This is a genomic window from Micromonospora sp. NPDC005291, from assembly GCF_040607415.1.
Classification (GTDB): domain Bacteria; phylum Actinomycetota; class Actinomycetes; order Mycobacteriales; family Micromonosporaceae; genus Micromonospora.
Window position 1 is genome coordinate 472,316 of record NZ_JBEXGR010000001.1, and the last position, 17,236, is coordinate 489,551.

A 17,236-nucleotide genomic window follows, 5' to 3' on the forward strand; every position below is an offset into this window, starting at 1 on the left:
GTCGTCTCCCTCGCCTTGCGTAGGCTTCCGTCCCATGGCTCTCGGGTACGTCCGCCCGGCGCGTCCCGAGGACGCCGGCGAGATCGCACGCATCCAGCTCGCGACCTGGCGGGTCGCGTACCGCCGGATCCTGCCTCGGCACGTGCTCGACAACCTGGACGAGGCGTTCCTCGCCCGGCGGTGGAGCGCCGCGGTGCTGGAGCCGCCCTCGGGCGCGCACCGGGTGCTGGTCGCCGTCGAACAGGCCGAGCAATCGTATCTGGTGGGGTTCGCCGCCTCCGGCCCGGCTGACGCCGAGGCCCTCGCTCCGGGCGAGCCGGCCGACGCGCTCGGCCCGGACGTGGCCGCGGTGACCGACCTGCTGGTCGAGCCGCGCTGGGGTCGGCGCGGGCACGGCAGTCGGCTGCTCGCCGCCGCCGTCGACCTGTGGCGGGAAGACGGCCTGAGCCGGGCGGTGGCCTGGGCGTTCGAGGGCGACGAGGCGACCCGCAAGTTCCTCACCAGCACCGGTTGGGAGCCCGACGGCGCGGCCCGCGCGCTGGACGTGGACGACATGCTGGTGCCCCAGGTGCGCCTGCACGTGGGCGTCCCTGCCGAAAAGGTGCCAGCGGACGACTGATGTGCCGGTGGGGCGGCCCCACGCCGGGGCCGAACTGGGTGCCGTCGCGGTCAACGGCCTCCGCGTGGCCGGCACTCCGGTAAACGTCACCGTCGACCGCACCGGCGAATCCACGGTGACCGGCCTCCCAACACCCCTGACTCCAACCCCAACCCTCCCCACCCAACGCCGCCCCAAGAACCCCCTCCCCCACTAACAGTGCTCGCCCCACCCACCCCCCACCCCTGCCCGCCCCGCCCCGCCCCGCCCCGCCCCGCCCGGGTCGATCATGGAGTTGTGGTGCCCCACAAAAGGTGCACATGCCGAAGTAGCACCCACCACAAGTCCATGATCGACCCGGGCGGGCGCAGGGGCAGGGGCGGGGCGGGGTTATGGGGTCGGGGATTGTTCGGCTACTAGTTCTTCGTCGTCTACCGCGCCTGTGGGGTGGAAGCCCAGGGAGGTGTAGAGGGTGGCGGCCTGGGTGTTGTCCGGGTGGTAGGAGAGGCGGACCGGGGGGTTGCCGTCCTTGGCGGACAGCCAGGCGGCCAGGGTCTGCACCGTTGCTCTGCCCACGCCACGGTTCTGCTCGGCGGCGTCGATCACCATTCCGCCGATCCAGTGCGAGCCGTCGTCGTCCACGCCCCACATGACGTGGCCGACGACCGTCTCACCGGCGTACACGGCGAGTGAGGTCCACACCTCGGATCGGGTGCTCAGCAGCAGGTAGCGGGCGCCCAGCGCGGCCACGAAGCGGCGCTGGTCGTCACGCGGGGCAACATCGGCCACCGCCCGCCAGTTGTCGTCGTCCACCGGGCGCAGGGTGACCAGCCGCCCGGCCCGGTCCAGGTGTCCACCATCGATCATCGGCGGATGCTACCCGGGCCGCGCCCTGAGATCTTGGACAGTTTCCGTTCCGCGGCGCCACCGGGAACTGTCCGAGATCTGCGCTAACCGCCGGAGCGGACCTGCTGCCGGCGGCGGTCAGTCGAGCAGGGCGTCCAGGCCGACGGTGAGACCGGGCCGGTTGCGCACCGCGCGGACGGCCAGCAGCACGCCCGGCATGAACGACGCCCGGTCGTACGAGTCGTGCCGGATGGTCAGCGTCTCCCCGGTGGTGCCGAAGAGCACCTCCTGGTGGGCGACGAGCCCGGTGGCACGCACCGCGTGGACGCGTACCCCGTCGATCTCGGCACCGCGCGCACCCGGCACCTCGTCCTTGGTGGCATCCGGCACCGGGCCGAGGCCGGCCTCGGCGCGGGCCTGGGCGATCTGCCGGGCGGTGTGCGTGGCGGTGCCGCTCGGGGCGTCCAGCTTGCGCGGGTGGTGCTGCTCGATGATCTCGACGGACTCGAAGTGCCGGGCGGCCCGCGCGGCGAACTGCATCATCAACACCGCGCCGATGCCGAAGTTCGGGGCAATGACAACGCCTACCCCGGGCTTGCGGGCCAGCCAGCCGCGCACCTGCTCCAGGCGCTGTTCGGTGAAGCCGGTGGTGCCGACGACAGCGCTGATGCCCTGGTCGATGCACCACTGCAGGTTGTCCATGACGACGTCCGGCGTGGTGAAGTCGACGACCACCTCGGCGCCGGCGTCGGAGACGACGGATCGGCTGTCACCCTGGTCGATCGCCGCGACCAACTCGACGCCGTCGGCGGCGTCGACCGCCTTGCAGACCTCGATGCCCATCCGGCCTCGGGCCCCCAACACGCCGACCCGCAGCGGCTCCGTCGGGTTCTTCTCCTGCTCGTCAGTCACGGGGCACAACCTATCCCAATCGGGACGTGCCCTCCCGGCCGGATCCAGTCCACACCCTGTCCGGGACGTCACTTTCGACCGCGTTGCGGGAGCCCTCAGACCGCGAAGTCGCCTGCGGCGAACGGGCCCACCACGGCCAGCGACATCGGCCGGCTGAGCAGCTCGGCGGCGAGGATGTTCACGTCCGCCACGGTGACCTCGTCGACCCGGCGGAGCAGCTCGTCCACCGGCATCAGGTCGCCGTAGAGCAACTCACCCTTGGCCAGCCGGCTCATTCGGGAACCGGTGTCCTCCAGGCCCAGGACGAACGAGCCCTTGCTCATCCCCTTGCCCCGGGCCACCTCGGCCTCGGTCAACCCGTCGGCGGCCACCCGGGCCAGCTCGGCGCGGGTCAGCGCCAGCACCTCGTCCACCTTGCCCGGCGCGCAGCCGGCGTAGACGGCGAACAGGCCGCTGTCGGCGTACTGGCTGGCGTAGGAGTAGACCGAGTACGCAAGGCCGCGCTGCTCGCGGATCTCCTGGAACAGCCGGCTGGACATGCCGCCGCCGAGCACGTTGTTGAGCACCCCGAGGGCGAAGCGCCGCTCGTCGAGGCGGTCGATGCCGGGGCAGCCGAGGATGACGTGCGCCTGCTCGGTCTCCTTCGGCTCCACCAGGGTGGTCGCCGGCTTGGTCCGTACCGCCGGCGTCGCCCCCCGGTACGGTGCCGGGGTGGCCGGGTCGCTGTCCAGCGGGGTGCCGCGCACGGCCTGGCGGACCAGCTTGACCACCGCGGCGTGGTCGAGGTTGCCGGCGGCGGCGATGACGATCTGCGGCGCGGTGTAGCGACCCCGGTAGAAGCTCTGGATCTGCCGCCGGGTCATCGGCGTGACGGTCTCGGCGGTGCCGGAGATCAGCCGACCCAGCGGGTGGTCGCCGTAGACGGCCTGGACGAAGAGGTCGTGCACCTCGTCACCGGGCTCGTCGTCGTGCATGGCGATCTCTTCCAGGATCACGCCACGCTCGGTCTCCACGTCGGCCGGCTCCAACAGCGAGTCGGCCACCAGGTCGCACATCACGTCGATCGCCAGCGGCAGGTCCTCGTCCAGCACCCGGGCGTAGTAGCAGGTGTATTCCTTCGTGGTGAAGGCGTTGGTCTCACCACCCACCGCCTCGATCTGCGAGGAGATCTCCAGTGCGGTGCGCTTGTGGGTGCCCTTGAAGAGCAGGTGCTCGAGGAAGTGCGCGGCACCGGCCTGCGGGCCGGTCTCGTCACGCGAGCCGACCGCCACCCAGATGCCGAACGAGACGCTGCGCATCGCCGGGATCGCCTCGGTGAGCACGCGCAGGCCGCTGGGCAGCACGGTACGTCGTACCGTGCCGCCCAGCGGGTCGTCGCTGAGCGTCCTGGTCACCGCGCGGGCGGTGCCGCCGGAGCGGCCCGCCCCGGTGTCCCGAACTCGACTCGCTTGGCTGGCCCGCCAGCCGGGGGCCACCCCCCGTCGATCCGGTGGAAACGGCGCACTGATGGCCCGACTCACGTACTGCTCCCGGTTCGACGAGGGGTGGGTGATGCGATGTACGACGATCAGCTGTGCCTGGTCCGGCGGCGCGGACGCTCGCCGCCCTCGCCACCTTCGCCGCCGCCACCCTCGCCGCCGCCACCTTCGCCGCGCTCCGGACCACGGCCGCCCCGGTCGCCGCCACGCTCACGGTCACCCCGGTCACGCGGACCCCGGTCGCCCCGGTCACGGCCAGCCGGACGGTCGCCACCGGCGGCGTCAGCGGCCGGCGGTGCCTCGGTGCCCTCCGGGCGGACCTTGTCCAGGTAGATCTTGCCGCGAGCGTCGATGTCAGCAATCTCGACCTCGACCCGGTCGCCGACGTTGAGGAAGTCCTCAACACGCTCGACCCGCTTGCCGTCGCCCACCTTGGAGATGTGCAGCAGGCCGTCGCGGCCCGGCAGCAGCGAGATGAACGCGCCGAACGCGGCGGTCTTGACCACCGTGCCGAGGAACCGCTCGCCCTGCTTCGGAAGCGTCGGGTTGGCGATCCCGTTGATCCGGTCCACGGCCGCCTGGGCCGACGGGCCGTTGGTGGCGCCGACGTAGATCGTGCCGTCGTCCTCGATGGAGATCTCGGCGCCGGTCTCGTCCTGGATCGCGTTGATGGTCTGCCCCTTCGGGCCGATCACCATGCCGATCTTGTCGACCGGGATCTTGACGGTGGTGACCCGCGGCGCGTAGTCGGACATCTCGGCCGGAGCCTCGATCGCCGCCTTCATCACACCGAGGATGACCTGCCGGGCCTCGTTCGCCTGCTGCAACGCGGCGGCCAGCACGTCCGACGGGATGCCGTTGAGCTTGGTGTCGAGCTGGAGCGCGGTGACGAAGTCCGGAGTGCCGGCGACCTTGAAGTCCATGTCACCGAACGCGTCCTCGGCACCGAGGATGTCGGTCAGCGTCACGTACTGGGTCTTGCCGTCCACCTCGTCGGAGATGAGCCCCATCGCGATGCCGGCGACCGGCGCCTTCAGCGGGACACCCGCGGAGAGCAGGCCCAGCGTCGACGCGCAGACCGAACCCATCGAGGTGGAGCCGTTGGAGCTGAGCGCCTCCGAGACCTGCCGGATGGCGTACGGGAACTCCTCGCGCGACGGCAGCACCGGGATCAGCGCACGCTCGGCGAGGGCGCCGTGGCCGATCTCGCGACGCTTCGGCGAGCCGACCCGGCCGGTCTCACCGGTCGAGTACGGCGGGAAGTTGTAGTTGTGCATGTAGCGCTTGCGGTTCTCGGGGGACAGAGTGTCCACCATCTGCTCCATGCGGAGCATGTTCAGCGTGGTGACGCCCAGGATCTGGGTCTCGCCCCGCTCGAACAGCGCCGAACCGTGCACCCGGGGCAGCACGCCGACCTCGGCGGTCAGCGCCCGGATGTCACGCGGGCCACGCCCGTCCATGCGGACCTGCTCGCGCAGCACGCGGTTGCGCACCTCGGACTTGGTGAGCGACCGGAAGGCAGCGCTGAGCTCCTTCTCCCGACCCTCGAACCGTCCACCCAGCTCCTCGGCGACCCGGGCCTTGACGCGGTCCAGGGCCTCCTCGCGGTCGGCCTTGCCGGCGATGGTGATCGCCTCGGCCACGTCGGCGCGGGCCAGCTCGGCAACGGCGTCGTACACGTCGTCCTGGTAGTCCAGGAAGACCGGGAACTCGGTGACCGGCTTGGCGGCGACCTCGGCCAGCTCGCTCTGCGCGCGGCACAGCTCACGGATCGCCGGCTTCGCGGCCTCCAGGCCGCTGGCGACGATCTCCTCGGTCGGGGCGGTGGCACCGGCCGAGATCAGGGCGACGGCGTTCGGCGTGGCCTCGGCCTCGACCATCATGATCGCGACGTCGCCGTCGTCGAGGGTGCGGCCTGCCACGACCATGTCGAAGGTGGCCCGGGCCAGCTCCTCCAGGGTCGGGAAGGCGACCCACTGGCCGTCGATGTGGGCGACCCGGGTCGCGCCGATCGGGCCGGAGAACGGCAGACCGGAGAGCTTGGTCGACATCGAGGCGGCGTTGATCGCCACGACGTCGTACGGGTGCTGCGGGTCGAGCGCGAGGATGGTCTCGACGACCTGGACCTCGTTGCGCAGGCCCTTGACGAACGACGGGCGCAGCGGCCGGTCGATCAGCCTGCAGGTGAGGATCGCGTCCTCGCTGGGCCGACCCTCACGGCGGAAGAACGAGCCGGGGATGCGGCCCGCGGCGTACATCCGCTCCTCGACGTCGACGGTCAGCGGGAAGAAGTCGAACTGCTCCTTCGGGTGCTTACCGGCGGTCGTGGCGGAGAGAACGACCGTCTCGCCCAGCTGGGCGATGACGGACCCGGCGGCCTGGCGAGCCAGCCGACCGGTGGAGAAGGTGATCTCGCGGGTGCCGAAGGACCCGTTGTCGATCACGGCGGTGCGGGATTCGGTGCCGAGTTTGGTCTCGGTCATGTGCTGTCGTGCTCCTTCGCGTCGTGGGCCCACGACATCGGGGAGCTGCTCAGCCGGCCGGTCTTCGATCGAAGCGCCCGGGGGCCGGCATCATGCCGGGTTCCCGGGGGCCACTACCGGAGACCGGTACGCTGACCGGCTCCCTCTCGGGTGGTCGCGCGGCCCGTGTTCTTCAGGTGGGACGCCGTACGGGGGAGCGGCCGGTCGGCCACTCCCCCGTCACGTCACCGGCGCAGGCCGAGCCGCTCGATGAGCGACCGGTAGCGGGCAATGTCCTTCTTCTGGACGTAGTTGAGCAACCGACGGCGCCGGCCGACCAACAGCAGCAGCCCACGGCGGCTGTGGTGGTCGTGCTTGTGCACCTTCAGGTGCTCGGTCAGTTCGGCGATCCGCTTGGTGAGGACCGCGACCTGAACCTCCGGCGAACCGGTGTCGCCCTCGGCGGTCGCGTACTCCGCGCGGATGGTGGCCTTGGCTTCCTGGTCGAGCGCCATGTTCTCCCTGTTTCGATGGGTTGATCAAGTAGGTGTCCGTCGTCCCGATGGACCGGGAACGGACCGGTACCTCGCACCCGCGGCGTCGAGCAGGCACGCGAGGCCCCACGCCGGTCACCCGACGTCTCGGCCAGACTACCAGCACTCGGCGGTAACACCCGGCCAAGGGCCTCGGCAGGGCCACGCCAGCCCTGTGACGATCAGGCCAGAGTGCGCCGGGTGCGCACCACGTCCTGGTCCATCTGGGCGATCAACGGCTCGATCGAGTCGTACCGGATCTGCCCGCGCAGGTGCGCCACGAAGTCCAGGGCCAGTCGCTCGCCGTAGAGGTCGCCGTCGAAGTCCAGCGCGTACGCCTCCACCCGCCGCTCCCGGCCGGAGAAGGTCGGGTTGGTGCCCACCGACACCGCCGCCATCAGTGGCTCGTGCTGCCCGCGGCGGATCAGCCGGGCCGCGTACACCCCGTCGGCGGGCACCGCCGCGTACCGGTGGCAGAGCATATTGGCGGTCGGGAAGCCCAGCTCCCGCCCCCGCTGGTCGCCCCGGACCACCACGCCTTCCAGCCGGTGCGGGCGGCCCAGCGCGGCGGCCGCCGCGCCCACGTCGCCCGCGTCGACGCAGGATCGGATGTACGTGGAGGAGAAGACGGTGCCGTCCTCGGCGACCAGCGGGCCGTCCTCCACACCGAAGCCGAAGGTCTGTCCCAGCCGCTCCAACAGCGCCACGTCGCCGGCCGCCCGGTGCCCGAAGCGGAAGTTGCTGCCGATCACCACCAGCGCCGCGTGCAGGTACTCGACCAGGACGTCGTGCACGAACTGCTCGGCCGGCAGCCGGGAGAACTCCGGGGTGAACGGCACCACGCAGAGCACGTCGACGCCGAGCGCCTCGATCAGCTCCGCCTTACGGGCCGGTTCGGTGAGCACCGCCGGATGCGAACCGGGGCGGACCACCTCGGCCGGGTGCGGGTCGAAGGTGACCACCACCGACTGCACGCCCAACTCCCGTGCTCGGGTCACCGCGTGCCCGATGGTCGCCTGGTGCCCCTGGTGCACGCCGTCGAAGACGCCGATGGTGACGACCGAGCGCCCCCACCCACCGGGCGCCGCGTCGTACCCCCGCCATCGCTGCATGCCGTTCCTCCCCTGCAAGGAAAGGCCCCTTCTGAACGCCTCGCGCAGAGGAAGGGCCCCTTGTTGACACTGGCCAGGCGGTTGCGCGCCGTGCGCTAGCCTGCGTCCCGGTCTAGGCCGGGGCGAGCACGATCTCCGCGCGGGCCCGCCCGTCCCGCTCGCTGACGATAGCGATCAGGCCGCCGGCCGGCCCGAAGACGGCGTACGGCCCGGTGCGGCCGGTCGGGTCCAGCGGCCCGCCGTGGGCGAGCACCCGGGCCTCGTCGGGCGTGGCCTCCCGACGCGGGAAGAACCGGTCGGCCGCCGCGTCCAGCGGCAGGTTCACCACGTCCGGGGCACGCTGCTCCAACTCGTCGAGGGTCGCCGCCTCGGCGAGGGTGAAACCGCCCACCGCGGTCCGACGTAGCGCGGTCAGGTGGCCGCCAACGCCGAGCGCCAGGCCCGCGTCCCGGGCGATGGCCCTGATGTACGTGCCGGAGGAGCAGGTCACGTCCACGTCCACGTCCACCACGTCCGGCTCGGTGCGGCGGATCGCCAGCACCTCCAGCCGGGAGATGGTGACCCGCCGCGCGGGCAGTTCGACGCTCTCCCCGTCCCGGACCCGCTTGTACGCCCGCTGCCCGTCGATCTTGATGGCGCTGACCGCGCTCGGCACCTGGTCGACCTCACCGCTGAGCGTGGCCAGCGCCGACCGGATCGCGTCGTCGGTAATCTCGCCGGCGGGCGCGGTGGAGATCACGTCGCCCTCGGCGTCGTCCGTGACGGTGGCCTGGCCGAGCCGGATGGTGCCGGTATAGCTCTTGCCCGCGCCGATCACATAGGTCAGCAGCCGGGTGGCCCGGCCCACGCCGATCACCAGCACACCGGTGGCCATCGGGTCGAGGGTGCCGCCATGCCCGACCCGCCGGGTCTTCGCCAGCCGGCGAATCCGCGCCACCACGTCGTGCGACGTCATGCCGCCGGGCTTGTCGACCACGATCAGACCATCGGTGCTCACGTCCGCCAAGCCTGCCAGATGGCTCGTACCCCGGAGTGCGTGGGCATGCCCGGCGTGACCCGAGCCTCCGGCCTGCGGGCTGAGCCGCTTTGTCGGGACGAGGTCTCCATCCGGCGGTTTGTCCGGCGGGGCAGCCGGCCGACCTCCGCGGATGCGAAGATCATCCACCCGCTGACGTCGACCCGAGACCAGGACCGCCGATGACCCCCGACCGCCGTCCGGCCCACGAGCACCGCGCTCGGGTCGACCTGCCGCAGTGGCTGCGGCATCCGACGCCGAAGCGACGGACCCCGGCACGCTACATCGACAACCTGATCGAGAGCTGGCCAGCGCTGCGGACCGCCCGCCGGGCGGTGTGGCACTGGCGCGACCGGCCCCGGTGGAGCGAATCGCATCCGAACCTCATCGCCGTGCTGTCGTTCGTCGTGGCCGCCGTTCTCGGGACCGCCTTGGTGACCGGCACCTACTACCTGCTTGCGCTGGCCACCAGCGGCGGATACTGACGGGGGAACCATGGAGCACCGTCGCCGAACGAGCCCACGCCGACGGATCCGGTCGACCGGACACCCCGACAACCCGGTCAGCGGACCGCGCCGGTCACCGCCCACCTGCCGTCGCGGAGGCGCAGCAGCAGGGCGACCAGCCGGATCACCACGAACAGGGTGAGCCCGGCCCAGATGCCACCCAGCCCGAGATTCAGCCCGTACGCCAGCCAGATGGCCGGCAGGAAGCCGCCGAGCGCCGCCACGATGGTGAGGTTGCGCAGGTAACGCACGTCGCCAGCGCCGATGAGCACACCGTCGAGGGCGAACACCACCCCGGCCAGCGGCAGCATGACGACGAACCACGGCCAGGCCACCATGGCCTGCTCGCGTACCTCCGGGTCGGAGCTGAACCACGACGGTACGACGCCGGCGCCGGCGGCGATGAGCAGCGCGAAGCCGACACCGCAGACGCCGCCGAGCAGACCGACCCGGCGGGCGAGCGCGCGGGCACCCACGTCGTCGCCGGCACCGAGCGCGGCGCCCACCAGGGACTGCGCGGCGATGGCCAGCGCGTCGAGCACCAGCGCGGTGAAGAACCAGAGCTGCAGGGCGATCTGGTGGGCGCCGACGGCGGCGGCGCCGAAACGGGCGGCGACGGCGGTCGCGGAGAGGAAGCTGGCCTGGAACGCCAGCCCACGGATCAGCAGGTCCCGGCTGAGCACCAACTGCTGGCGGATCACTCGGGGCCGGGGCCGCAGCGACACCCGCTCGGCAACCAGCGCGGCGGCGAAGAGCACCCCGCAGAGCGTCTGCGCGACGACGTTGGCCACCGCCGAGCCGATCAGGCCCAGCCCGGCGGGGTAGACCAGCAGCGGGCAGAGCAGCGCCGAGAGCAGGTTGGGGCCGAGCACGAAGAACAACGGGCGGCGAGTGTCCTGCACACCGCGCAGCCAGCCGTTGCCGGCGGCGGCGAGCAGCAGGCCGGGGGCGCCGAGGGCCGCGATCCGCAGCCAGTGCGCGGCGGCGTCGGCCACCTCGCCACCACCGCCGGCGAGGGTACGCGCGAGCGCGCCCCCGCCGAACTGCATGCCGATCGCGATCAGCAGGCCGACACCGAACGCCAGCCAGGACGACTGGACGCCCTCGGCCACCGCTGCTGCCCGGTCACCGGCGCCGAAGCGGCGGGCCGCGCGCCCGGTGGTGCCGTACGCGACCACGGTGCCGACCCATGCGGTGAGCGTCATCACGGTGCCGCCGACGGCGAGCGCGGCGAGCGGCACCCGGCCGAGGTGGCCGACCACGGCGGTGTCGACCAGCACGTAGAGCGGCTCAGCGGCGAGCACCACGAGGGCCGGCAGGGCGAGGCTGGCGATCCGCCGAGGCGAGGCGGATCGGTGGATGGTGGCGGCGGTGTGACTCATCGCCGCCGATCCTGGCACGAGCGCGGTAAGGATCGCAATCCCGCCGGCTGCTTACCCCGTCGGTGGGTGGCGCTCAGGCTCGTCGCGGTCCCCCCGGGCAGCGCCTACCGTCGGGCAGTCGGGCCGGCCGGGAGCGGGGGCCTCTGGCACACCATGAGAGGTCCGCCCCCTCCGGCGGCACCGACCCGAGGATCACTGCCGGACGGGTCGGGTCACTGACGGGTGTCCATCGACGTCTGCAGCGCGCGGCGGGCCTGCTCGCGGGCGTCGTCGGTGGTCTCGGTCTTGGGCTTGTTCGGCATGGTGGCGCTCCTTCCAGGGTGCGAGCCACCGACACGCGGCGGCCCTCACGGGCGGTCGTGCTGAGCGCCCCACGGCAGTCCGGGGTTACCGGAGCAGCCGACTGGGCAGCGTGAGCCCGGGTCGGTCCGACCCTGGAGGGAAGCGGCACGAGGTGTGGCACCACCGCCCATGACCTGGACCGCTACGCGGCGCCGGTCGCCTCCCAAGCTATCGTTCAGGTCCGCATGCTGCTCACGCTTCCCGCCATCTGGACAGTCGGCAACCCGGCTCAGCGGGCCAGGAAGTGCCAGCCCAGCCACCACCAGAAACCGAACAGACCGATCCGGCCCACCGGCACCGGGCCGACCTCGTAGCGCATGACGTACGCGCAGACCTCGCCCAGCGTGGGGATCCGGGAGCCCTCCCGGCGGGCCATCCACTCGACCACCGCGAAGAGGGCGAACGCGATGAGGAAACCGCCGATCGCGAGTGCTCGCATCATCGCCGCACCAACCCCCAGAAGGCCGCCAGCCAGGCGAACCAGGCCGCCGACCGGGTCAGGTGATCTTCCAGGAGGGGGTCGGCCAGCCGGGAGAAGGTCGGGAAGTCGTCGCCGACCGCCAGCACGAAGGTCGTGCCCTCGAAGACCCCGAAGACCACCACGGGCACTGCCCACCAGGCCGCCCTCGCGTCCAGACGACGCGGCGCCGGTCGGCGGGGCACCCGATTGCTCAGACCGAGCCAGATCAGCACCCCGCCAGTGCCGAGGGTGAACAAATTTGCCTCGGTGGAGAACGAAGCGAACCGACCACCGACGAGCGACAGGCAGACGAGGACGGGAACGGAGACGGCGGGCCGGTCCCAGGCGCGGGGGGCCTCCACGGTGAGGTCGTGCGGCTGCTCCATCCCGCAATTCTTCCCGGTCGCACGGAGCGCGGGAAGACCAACACTCCCCGGAGCTGACCCTGATCTTCGATTGGGGTGACGCGCGGCGTCGCGGTCAGGCGTCGGGCCGGATCAGCGCCGCGTCGAGCTGGCCCCGGATCGCGTCGACCACCTGCTCGACGGTCCCCCGACCGGTGAACCCGGCCGCGAACTTGTGACCGCCACCGCCCAGCGCGACCGCGACCCGGCTGACGTCCACCGCACCCTTGCTGCGCATCGAGACGGCCCACTCGCCGGGCGTGGTCTGCTTCAACACGCAGCTCACATCCGCCTCGGCGGTGCAGCGCACCGAGTCGATCAGCGCCTCGAGCACGTACGGCCGCTGATCATGCCGAGCCAGGTCGTCCAGGGTGGCGAAGGTCCAGACCAGCCCTCGGCCGCCAGCAGCGGCCGGCTCCAGCCGCGCCCGACCGAGCACCTCACCGAAGAGGCGGACCGCGCCGAAGGGCCGGGTGTCGAAGACCCGCCGGGAGATGTCGCCGGGCGAGATGCCGGTCGCCAGCAACCGGGCGGCCATCTGATGCACCGCCGGGGTGGTCGCCTCGAACCGGAACGAGCCGGTATCCGTGGTCAGCGCGACGTAGAGGCACTCGGCGATGGCCGGACCCGGCGCAACCCCGAGCCGGGCCAGCAGTTGCTCGGCCACCACCGACGTCGCCGCGGCGCCCGGGTCGACGAGGTTGACCGTGCCGAAGCCCGGGTTGGAAGCATGGTGGTCGAGCACCAGCGCCGCGCCCGCGGACGACAACCGCCCAGCCAGCTCGCCGAGGCGCGACGCGCTCGCCGCGTCAAAGCAGATCACCAGATCGGGTGCCGGGTCCGCGGCGTTCGCCGGGACCAGCAGGTCCAGCCCGGGCAGCCCCCGGAACGGTTCGGGCACCTCCGGCGGCCCGGGAAAGGTCGCCTGCACATTGCGTACGCCGAACTGCCGCAGACCCAGACCGAAGCCGAGCATGCTGCCCAGCGCGTCGCCGTCCGGGTTGATGTGGCAGATCAGCAGCACCCGACCGGTCGGCGGGAGGGCCCGCACCAGCGCCTCGGCCGCGACCCAGTCCGCCTCGACGGGGCCGGCCGCCGCGGCGAGCGGGGCGCTGGCGGTGCTCGTCACCGCGTTTCCCCACCCCGAGGGGTCTCCTTGACGTCGGTGGCCTCATCAGCCTCGTCCGTCTCGTCGGCCTCGTCCGTCTCGTCATCCACCCGGTACGGCTGCGCTTCGCCCGCGTACGCCGCCTGAGCGGCGAGCCGCTGCACCTCCGCGTCGGCGTTACGCGCGGCGGCGAGCAGGTCGTCGATGTGCTTGACCTGGTCCTGCACGTCGTCGAGGACGAACGTGAGAGTCGGCGAGTGCCGCAACCCGAGCGCCTTGCCGACCGTGCTGCGCAGCAGCCCCTTGGCACTCTCCAGCGCCGCCGCGGTGTCCGCCTGGGCAACCGCGTCACCGAGCACGGTGTAGAAGACCGTCGCATCGCGCAGGTCGGCGGTGATCCGGGCATCCGTGATCGTGATCATGCCGAGCCGCGGATCCTTGATCTGGCTCCGCACCACCGACGCAACCAGCTCACGCACCCGTTCCGCGTGCCGGCGTACCTTGGCCGGATCAGACATCTCGCCACCTCCACGGCGTCTTGCTCCCGGTCGACCCGGCGACCCGGGGGCCGCCGGCCCGACCGGCCAACATCTCGAACACTACCTTCGCGGCCGCACCGGTCGCCCGGCACAGCCCGCACCGTGGTCAGTCGTCGTCCACGCCGTACAGCCGTCGGCGGACCGACAGCAACTCGACCTCGGGGCGGCCGGCCATCAGGTGCTCACAGGAGTCGAGCACCTCGCGGACGTGCCCCGTCTCGGCGGCCACCACGGCCACCGCTATCTGCGCTCGACCATGCAGGTCGAGCGCCCCCACCTCGGCGGCCGACACCTCGAAGCGGCGCAGTGCCGCCACGATCGGCCGTACATATGATCTCTTGGCTTTGAGCGACCGGGAGTCGCCCGGCAGCAGCAGGTCGAAGACCGCGGTTCCGGTGAACATCACCTCGGACGATACCGCCAGACCACCCCGCATGATCAAGGGGTTTACGCCAGCTGGCGTAAACCCCTTGATCAGCGTGTCACTGCCGGATCAGGCGCGAACCTTCTCCCGCATCTCGAAGGTCTCGATGACGTCGCCGGCCTGGACGTTGTTGTAACCACCCAGGGTCAGACCACACTCGAAGCCCTCGCGGACCTCCGTGGCGTCGTCCTTGAACCGCTTGAGCGAGGTGATCGTGAGGTTGTCCGCCACGACCGTCCCGTCCCGAAGCAGCCGAGCCTTCGCGTTCCGCCGGATGATGCCCGACCGGACGATACAACCGGAGATGTTGCCGATCTTGGACGAGCGGAAGACGTCGCGGATCTCCGCGCTGCCCAGCTCGACCTCCTCGTACTCCGGCTTGAGTAGGCCCTTGAGCGCTGCCTCGATCTCCTCGATGGCCTGGTAGATGACGGTGTAGTACCGGATCTCCACGCCCTCGCGGTCGGCCATCTCACGGACCTTGTTCGAGGCCCGCACGTTGAAGCCGATGATCGTGACCGGCTCGGACGAGGCGCTCGCGAGCATGACGTTGCTCTCGGTGATCGCGCCGACGCCCCGGTCGAGGACCTTGAGCTGGACCTCCTCGGGGATGTCGAGGTTGAACAGCGCGTCCTCCAGGGCCTCCACGGAACCGGAGACATCACCCTTGAGGATGAGGTTGAGCGAGGTCTTCTCGCCCTCCTTGAGCTGCTCCATGAGCGTCTCAAGGGTGGCCCGACCACGGGAGTTGGCGAAGGACGCCGCCCGCCGCCGTGCCTGCCGCTGCTCGGCGATCTGCCGCACCGTGCGGTCGTCGGCAGCCGCGAGGAACGTGTCGCCCGCGCCGGGAGGCGCGGTCAGACCCAGCACCATGACCGGACGCGCCGGCCCAGCCTCGGAGAGCTGGTTGCCGTTCTCGTCGAGCATCGCCCGGACCCGGCCGTGCGCCCCACCGGCGACGATCGAGTCGCCGGCCCGCAGGGTGCCCTTCTGGACCAGCACCGTCGCCACCGCACCGCGACCCTTGTCCAGGTGCGCCTCGATGGCCACACCCTGCGCCGGCCCGTCGATCGGAGCGGTCAGCTCCAGCGACGCGTCGGCGGTCAGCAGGACAGCCTCGAGGAGTTCCTCGATGCCGATGCCCGGCTTGGCTGCCACGTTGACGAACATGGTCTCGCCGCCGTACTCCTCGGCGACCAGGCCGTACTCGGTCAGCTGCTGGCGGACCTTGTCCGGGTTGGCGTCCGGCTTGTCGACCTTGTTGACCGCGACCACGATCGGCACGTCGGCCGCCTTGGCGTGGTTCAACGCCTCGATCGTCTGGGGCATCACACCGTCGTCAGCCGCGACGACCAGGATCACGATGTCCGTGACCTGGGCACCACGGGCACGCATGGCGGTGAACGCCTCGTGACCCGGGGTGTCGATGAAGGTGACCGCCCGGTCCACACCCTCGTGCGGGACGTGCACCTGGTAGGCACCGATGTGCTGGGTGATGCCACCCGCCTCGCCGGCCACGACGTTCGCCTTGCGGATCGCGTCGAGAAGCTTGGTCTTACCGTGGTCGACGTGACCCATGACGGTCACCACCGGCGCACGGCTGACCAGACGCTCCTCGGCCACCTCCGCGTCGAGGTCGATGTTGAACTGCGCGAGCAGCTCGCGGTCCTCGTCCTCCGGGCTGACGATCTGGATGTCGAAGCCCAGGTGCTCACCCAGCAGGTGCAGGGTGTCGTCAGAGCAGGACTGGGTCGCGGTGACCATCTCGCCCAGGTTGAACATCTCCTGGACCAGCGAACCCGGGTTGGCGTTGATCCTGTCGGCGAAGTCCGACAGAGAGGCGCCACGGGAGAGCCGGACGATCTGACCCTGACCCCGGGGAGCACCCGAGCTCATGGTCGGAGCCGACAGGTTGTCGAACTCCTGTCTGCGCTGCTTCTTGGACTTGCGACCGCGCGTCGGCCGGCCACCCGGACGCCCGAAGGCACCCGCGGCGCCGCCGCCACGGCCACGACCGCCCGCACCCGGACGCCCGCCGCCACCGGACGGAGCACCCGGACGGAAACCGCCACCGGGAGCACCGCCACCGCCGCCGGGACCGCCACGGTAGCCACCGCCACCGCCGGCACCCGCGCCGCCACCAGGGCCGCCGCGGTAACCGCCGCCACCGCCGGCACCCGCGCCGCCACCAGGGCCGCCACGGAAGCCACCGCCGCCACCGCCACCGGGACGACCCGCGCCGCCACCGGGGCGACCAGCGCCACCGGGGCCGGGACGACCGGCAGCCGGACGCTGGCTCGGCATGGACGCCGGGCTGGGCCGCGGCGGCATCGAGTTCGGGCTCGGCCGCGGCGGCATGCCCGCCGGGCTGTTGGGCCGGGGACCACCCGCGCCAGCGGCCGGCGGCCGCTGCTGGCCACCCTGGATGCCGAACGGGTTGTTACCGGCGCCGCGCGCCGGCGGGCGACCGCCCGGCCGGGCACCCGGACCCGGTGCCGGCGTGCCCGGACGGGCGGCCGGTGAACCAGGACGGGGTGGCATCGCGGCGGGACCCGGCCGAGGGCCGGGCCGGTTGCCGTCTGCCGGAGGCTCCCGGCGAACGGGGTTGTCTCGCTGCTGCTGACGGGCGGCCTGCGCGGCCTTGACCGCGGCCTCCTGCTCAGCCTTCAGCGCGGCGGCACGCGCCTCCGCGGCCGCCACCTCGATGTCGTGGGCGCTCGCCGGCTTGGCGACCGGAGCCGCGGGCTGCGGCGCAGCGGGCACCGGACCCTTCGGCTTCGGACCGGGTGCCGGCGCGGTCGGCCGCCGAGGCGGCATCGGCCGGGCCGAGACCCGGGGCGCACCCGGGGTCGGAGACGTCGTCGGGGTCGAGTCTGAAGCCGGCGCTGGCGCTGGCGCGGACGCCGACGGGGCGGCCGGCGCCGGAGCACCGGCGGACGCGACGAATGCGTTACGCAGCCGTCGGGCGACGGGCGCCTCGACGGTGCTGGACGCGGACTTCACGAACTCGCCCATTTCCTTCAGCTTGGCGAGAACGGTCTTACTCTCGACCCCGAGCTCTTTTGCAAGCTCGTGTACGCGGGCCTTGCCTGCCACTGCACTCCTCACTCCGAGG

The 17,236-nt window shown here is 71.9% G+C and carries 16 protein-coding genes; 2 read left to right on the forward strand and 14 right to left on the reverse strand.

Features of this window, described 5'->3' with window-relative positions; genetic code table 11:
* The first annotated feature begins 34 nt into the window (after positions 1-34).
* Complete coding sequence (locus ABZT18_RS02090; protein ID WP_354993222.1) at positions 35-619, forward strand: GNAT family N-acetyltransferase; 585 nt, start codon at positions 35-37, stop codon at positions 617-619.
* Between the two features lie 369 nt (positions 620-988).
* Here the strand turns inward: ABZT18_RS02090 and ABZT18_RS02095 are convergent, their stop codons facing one another.
* The 7 genes from ABZT18_RS02095 to truB form a co-directional block, all read right to left on the reverse strand.
* Positions 989-1,465 (reverse strand): GNAT family N-acetyltransferase, encoded by a 477-nt coding sequence (locus ABZT18_RS02095; RefSeq protein WP_355250162.1) that lies wholly within the window; start codon positions 1,463-1,465, stop codon positions 989-991.
* Between the two features lie 117 nt (positions 1,466-1,582).
* On the reverse strand, positions 1,583-2,356 hold the full coding sequence (gene dapB / locus ABZT18_RS02100; RefSeq protein WP_354993220.1) for a 4-hydroxy-tetrahydrodipicolinate reductase: 774 nt from the start codon (positions 2,354-2,356) through the stop codon (positions 1,583-1,585).
* A 95-nt stretch (positions 2,357-2,451) separates the two neighbouring features.
* Complete coding sequence (locus ABZT18_RS02105; RefSeq protein WP_354993219.1) at positions 2,452-3,876, reverse strand: pitrilysin family protein; 1,425 nt, start codon at positions 3,874-3,876, stop codon at positions 2,452-2,454.
* Between the two features lie 47 nt (positions 3,877-3,923).
* On the reverse strand, positions 3,924-6,317 hold the full coding sequence (locus ABZT18_RS02110) for a polyribonucleotide nucleotidyltransferase (protein ID WP_354993218.1): 2,394 nt from the start codon (positions 6,315-6,317) through the stop codon (positions 3,924-3,926).
* Between the two features lie 224 nt (positions 6,318-6,541).
* The gene (rpsO, locus tag ABZT18_RS02115; protein WP_074317913.1) at positions 6,542-6,811 is read right to left on the reverse strand and encodes a 30S ribosomal protein S15; all 270 of its coding nucleotides are present in this window, start codon (positions 6,809-6,811) and stop codon (positions 6,542-6,544) included.
* A 200-nt stretch (positions 6,812-7,011) separates the two neighbouring features.
* Positions 7,012-7,941 (reverse strand): bifunctional riboflavin kinase/FAD synthetase, encoded by a 930-nt coding sequence (locus ABZT18_RS02120; protein WP_355250165.1) that lies wholly within the window; start codon positions 7,939-7,941, stop codon positions 7,012-7,014.
* A 112-nt stretch (positions 7,942-8,053) separates the two neighbouring features.
* Positions 8,054-8,938 carry a tRNA pseudouridine(55) synthase TruB gene (gene truB, locus ABZT18_RS02125; protein ID WP_354993216.1) on the reverse strand — a complete coding sequence of 295 codons (885 nt, stop codon included), beginning with the start codon at positions 8,936-8,938 and terminating at the stop codon, positions 8,054-8,056.
* A 200-nt stretch (positions 8,939-9,138) separates the two neighbouring features.
* Between truB and ABZT18_RS02130 the strand changes: the two genes are divergently transcribed.
* Entirely contained in the window at positions 9,139-9,441 is a 303-nt protein-coding gene (locus ABZT18_RS02130; protein ID WP_354993215.1) for a hypothetical protein, read from the forward strand.
* 77 nt (positions 9,442-9,518) lie between these two features.
* Here ABZT18_RS02130 and ABZT18_RS02135 read toward each other — a convergent pair whose 3' ends face one another.
* The 7 genes from ABZT18_RS02135 to infB all read right to left on the reverse strand — a co-directional run bounded on the left by ABZT18_RS02135 (position 9,519) and on the right by infB (position 17,217).
* Positions 9,519-10,844, reverse strand: a complete 1,326-nt coding sequence (locus ABZT18_RS02135; protein ID WP_354993214.1) for an MATE family efflux transporter — start codon at positions 10,842-10,844, stop codon at positions 9,519-9,521.
* 571 nt (positions 10,845-11,415) lie between these two features.
* Positions 11,416-11,625 carry a DUF6186 family protein gene (locus tag ABZT18_RS02140; RefSeq protein WP_354993585.1) on the reverse strand — a complete coding sequence of 70 codons (210 nt, stop codon included), beginning with the start codon at positions 11,623-11,625 and terminating at the stop codon, positions 11,416-11,418.
* Positions 11,625-12,032, reverse strand: coding sequence for a hypothetical protein (locus ABZT18_RS02145; RefSeq protein ID WP_354993213.1), 408 nt, complete (start codon positions 12,030-12,032; stop codon positions 11,625-11,627). Before ABZT18_RS02145 ends, ABZT18_RS02140 begins: the two co-directional genes overlap by 1 nt.
* 94 nt (positions 12,033-12,126) lie before the next feature.
* The gene (locus tag ABZT18_RS02150; RefSeq protein ID WP_354993212.1) at positions 12,127-13,179 is read right to left on the reverse strand and encodes a bifunctional oligoribonuclease/PAP phosphatase NrnA; all 1,053 of its coding nucleotides are present in this window, start codon (positions 13,177-13,179) and stop codon (positions 12,127-12,129) included.
* Entirely contained in the window at positions 13,176-13,676 is a 501-nt protein-coding gene (gene rbfA / locus ABZT18_RS02155; RefSeq protein WP_354993211.1) for a 30S ribosome-binding factor RbfA, read from the reverse strand. Before rbfA ends, ABZT18_RS02150 begins: the two co-directional genes overlap by 4 nt.
* A gap of 127 nt (positions 13,677-13,803) precedes the next feature.
* A complete protein-coding gene (locus ABZT18_RS02160; RefSeq protein WP_354993210.1) occupies positions 13,804-14,100 on the reverse strand; it encodes a DUF503 domain-containing protein in 297 nt (98 codons plus the stop codon).
* Between the two features lie 90 nt (positions 14,101-14,190).
* Complete coding sequence (gene infB, locus ABZT18_RS02165; RefSeq protein WP_354993209.1) at positions 14,191-17,217, reverse strand: translation initiation factor IF-2; 3,027 nt, start codon at positions 17,215-17,217, stop codon at positions 14,191-14,193.
* Positions 17,218-17,236: the final 19 nt, after the last annotated feature.